General features: G+C 33.1%; 3 protein-coding genes. All 3 read left to right on the top strand.

The window, feature by feature from the left end; translation table 11 throughout:
• The first annotated feature begins 257 nt into the window (after positions 1 to 257).
• From AC30RD_RS01205 to AC30RD_RS01195, 3 genes are read left to right on the top strand one after another with little or no spacing between them, the layout of a single operon-like run.
• On the top strand, positions 258 to 1,457 hold the full coding sequence (locus AC30RD_RS01205; protein WP_489492316.1) for a peptidoglycan DD-metalloendopeptidase family protein: 1,200 nt from the start codon (positions 258 to 260) through the stop codon (positions 1,455 to 1,457).
• A complete protein-coding gene (gene mgtE / locus AC30RD_RS01200) occupies positions 1,447 to 2,811 on the top strand; it encodes a magnesium transporter (RefSeq protein ID WP_489492314.1) in 1,365 nt (454 codons plus the stop codon). The genes AC30RD_RS01205 and mgtE overlap by 11 nt, the downstream gene beginning before the upstream one ends.
• A gap of 9 nt (positions 2,812 to 2,820) precedes the next feature.
• Positions 2,821 to 3,378 (top strand): NUDIX domain-containing protein, encoded by a 558-nt coding sequence (locus AC30RD_RS01195; RefSeq protein WP_489492312.1) that lies wholly within the window; start codon positions 2,821 to 2,823, stop codon positions 3,376 to 3,378.
• Positions 3,379 to 3,459 lie beyond the last annotated feature (81 nt).

Here is a 3,459-nt window from a genome sequence, read left to right as displayed (position 1 = left end):
TTTTCAATATTTGCCGTAAAGTTTGAGCTTTTAACGATTTTACTATCTATGTTTGGCTTAATATCCCCAAAAATTATTGAAACAAAAGCGATAAAAAGTATAATTTTTTTCACAATATCTCCTATTATTTATGGTTTGAGAGATTATATCAAAAAAAGATTAAGAAAATTAAAACAATCTTTGCAACTTTTATAGCATAAGTTTAAGTCCTTTTTTGGTAAAATAGCAAATTTTAGATACCCGTTTTGGAGCAGTAGATGAGAATATTTTTAGCGCTTTTGACAATATTTTTAACTTTTGTCTATGGCGCAAAGCTGGAAGAGCATAAATGGAAAAGCGGCGAGACACTTTTAACTTTTCTAAAAAGAAACTCCCTTCCTCAAAAACTCTATTATGATTTGGATAGGGAGACAAAAGAATTAGCCGATGAGATAATTGCAGGTGTTAGATATTATATCTTAAAAGATAAGGATAAAATAAAACAAATTTTAATACCTATAAATGAAGAGCTACAAATCCATATATACCAAAAAAACGGAAAATATAAGTTTGAATTAACGCCTATTATTTATCAAAAGATTAGAGACTCTTTCGTTCTTGAGATCGAAAAATCCCCATATTTTGATATCGTTAAAAAAACCGGCGACAAAAAACTCGCAAACGAGTTTGTCAGCGCTTTTAAAAATAGCATAGATTTTAGAAGATCCCTAAGAAAAGGGGATAAAATCGCAATAATTTATAACGAAAAGAAAAGATTGGGAAAAGTTTTTGGTATGCCTCAAATCGAGGCTGCTATGGTAGAAACTAACGGTAAAAAACATTATATATATCTATTTGAGGGAAGATATTATGACGAAAAAGGGAGAGAAGTTGAAGGTTTTTTATTGAAAAGACCGGTAAGACACGCAAGAATTACCTCAAAATTTACGTTAAGAAGATGGCATCCCATCTTAAAAAAATATAGAGCTCATTTGGGAGTGGATTTTGGGGCAAGAAAAGGAACTCCGATTATGGCTGCCGGAAGCGGAAGGGTGATATTTGCCGGTAGAAAAGGTGGCTATGGGAAAACTATCATCATTAGGCATCAAGACGGATATAAAACCCTCTATGCCCATTTATCGAAATTTAGAAAAGGCATTAGAAGAGGAAAATATGTAAAACAGGGGCAAATTATCGGCTATGTAGGAAATACCGGATTGAGCACCGGACCTCATCTTCATTTTGGATTGTATAAAAACAACAGACCCATAAATCCTTTAAAAGTGGTAAAGATAACAAAAAGCAAGCTATCTTCAAAAAAAAGAAAAAAATTTTTAGCTCAAGTTTCAAAATATAAAAAAGAGTTAGAAGAGACTATAAAATTTGCCCACTCCCCCAAAAAATATGAAGAATTCTCTTATGCCATAAATCTGCAAAAAGAGAAAAAATCCATCATAAAGGAGGGGAATGATGGATAAATTTAAATTTTCTATAGTAGGAGAAAAGATCAAAAATATAATAAAAAATAAAAAAAGCGAAAAATTATCCTCTCCAGAGATAGCGGATTTTTTAAAAAAATTGAAAAAAGAGGATGAAAAGGCTTTTTATGAATATTTAAAAAAATTACCAAAAGAGATACTTGGAGAAGTTTTACTTGAACTACCAGAATCCATAAAAGATGACGCCATTAGAAATCTTGACGCAAAAAAATTAACCGATGCGGTTGAAGAGCTCGAATCTGACGACGCAACGGATTTGATAAAGGATATTGAAGAAGTTGATGAAAGTTTAGAAAGAAAAGTTTATGAAAATCTAAGCCAAGAGTATAAAGAGGATATTAGTAAATTAAGCATATATGAAGAGTCTCAAGCCGGTGCTTATATGCAGCTTGAGGTTTTTGAGGCAAAACTTGACGAAACTATAGAAGATGCGGTTAAAAGGCTTAGAAAATTAAAAAATGAGGGTGAACTTGAAAATATCCAGCAGGTATATGTGGTTGACGATGATAGGCATTTAAAGGCAATCATTCCTTTAGGGGATTTGATAACTTTTGATTTTAACAAAAAATTTAAAGATATCATAAAAAAGGGAAATTACGAACCTATAACCGTTAGAGCCGCAGAACCTATAAAAGATGTAATAAAAAAATTTGAAGATTACGATCTTCCTGTTATTGCAGTTGTGGATGATCAAGGAAAGCTGCTTGGTAGAATAACTTCCGATGATATTATAGATTTGATAGAAGAGCAAGCAACCGAACAGATCTATAACTTAGCGGGAGTCGAAGAGGAAGCGGAAGAAGAAGATGATATTAAAATAGTTACTAAAAAAAGGGCCTGGTGGCTTTTTATAAATCTTTGGACCGCCATTTTAGCCTCTATCGTTATAGGCCTTTTTGACGAAACTATCCAAAAATATGTGGCACTTGCGGTTTTGATGCCCATTGTTGCTTCAATGGGCGGAAATGCAGGAACTCAAACTTTAACGGTTGTAGTAAGGAAACTAGCCCTTGGAGAGATAGAGTGGGAAAACGCAAAAGAGGCGTTAATCAAGGAGAGTTTAATAGCTCTTTTTAACGGACTTATTTTTGCGATAATCATGGGAGCTATAGCGTGGATTTGGTTTGGCGATCATATGCTTGGCGTAGTTATAGCTTTAGCTATGATAATAAATCTTTTTGCGGCAGGTTTTTTTGGTGCTACAATTCCGCTTTTTTTAAAAAAAATCGGAGCCGATCCGGCAGTTGGTAGTAGCGTTTTATTGACTACCGTTACGGATGTTGTGGGATTTTTTGCCTTTTTGGGTCTTGCTAAAGTAATACTCCTTAGTTAAGGGTATATTTTGAATATAAAAATTTTAGATATAAAGCCTTTAAAAGATGGAAAATATATAAAACCCTTAAAAATTGAGTATTTGCAAAAGGGCAAATTAAAAAGATGGGAAGTTATAAAAGCTCACGATAGCGTGGCTGTGTTGATCTTCCATAAAGAGAAAAAATCTTTTATACTCGTAAAGCAGTTTAGACCCGCACTTTATGTTGAACATAACCGCTTTTTTACATATGAACTGTGCGCTGGAATCGTAGATAAAGATAAAAGTTTAAAAGAGATAGCAAAAGAGGAGATTTTAGAAGAGACCGGCTATGAGGTGGATATCAAAAATATTAAAAAACTTACCTCTTTTTATACTTCTGTTGGATTTGCCGGAAGCAAACAGACTCTTTTTTATACGGAAGTTTCTCAAAAAGACAAAATTAATAACGGCGGCATCGATGATGAAGAGATAGAGGTAGTTTATCTAAAAGTAAACGAAGCAAAAAAGTTTATGTATGATGAAAGCATACCTAAAACTCCGGGACTGCTTTTTGCTTTTTGCTGGTGGTTTGAGAAATTTAATTGAGTATTCTGAAAAATTACTAAATTTCACTCAAGTCAGATGCGATTTTTGCTAACGCAACGTTTGAAAATTTTATTAAAAAGT

The sequence above is a fragment of the Nitrosophilus sp. genome (assembly GCF_982775275.1).
The sequence above is the reverse complement of the archived record's forward strand: the minus strand, read 5'-3'. Positions and strand labels throughout refer to the sequence as shown.

Excerpts from the sequence above, each read along its gene's own strand:
- AC30RD_RS01205 (WP_489492316.1), top strand. The coding sequence starts at position 258 with ATGAGAATATTTTTAGCGCTTTTGACAATATTTTTAACTTTTGTCTAT.
- mgtE (WP_489492314.1), top strand. The coding sequence starts at position 1,447 with ATGATGGATAAATTTAAATTTTCTATAGTAGGAGAAAAGATCAAAAAT.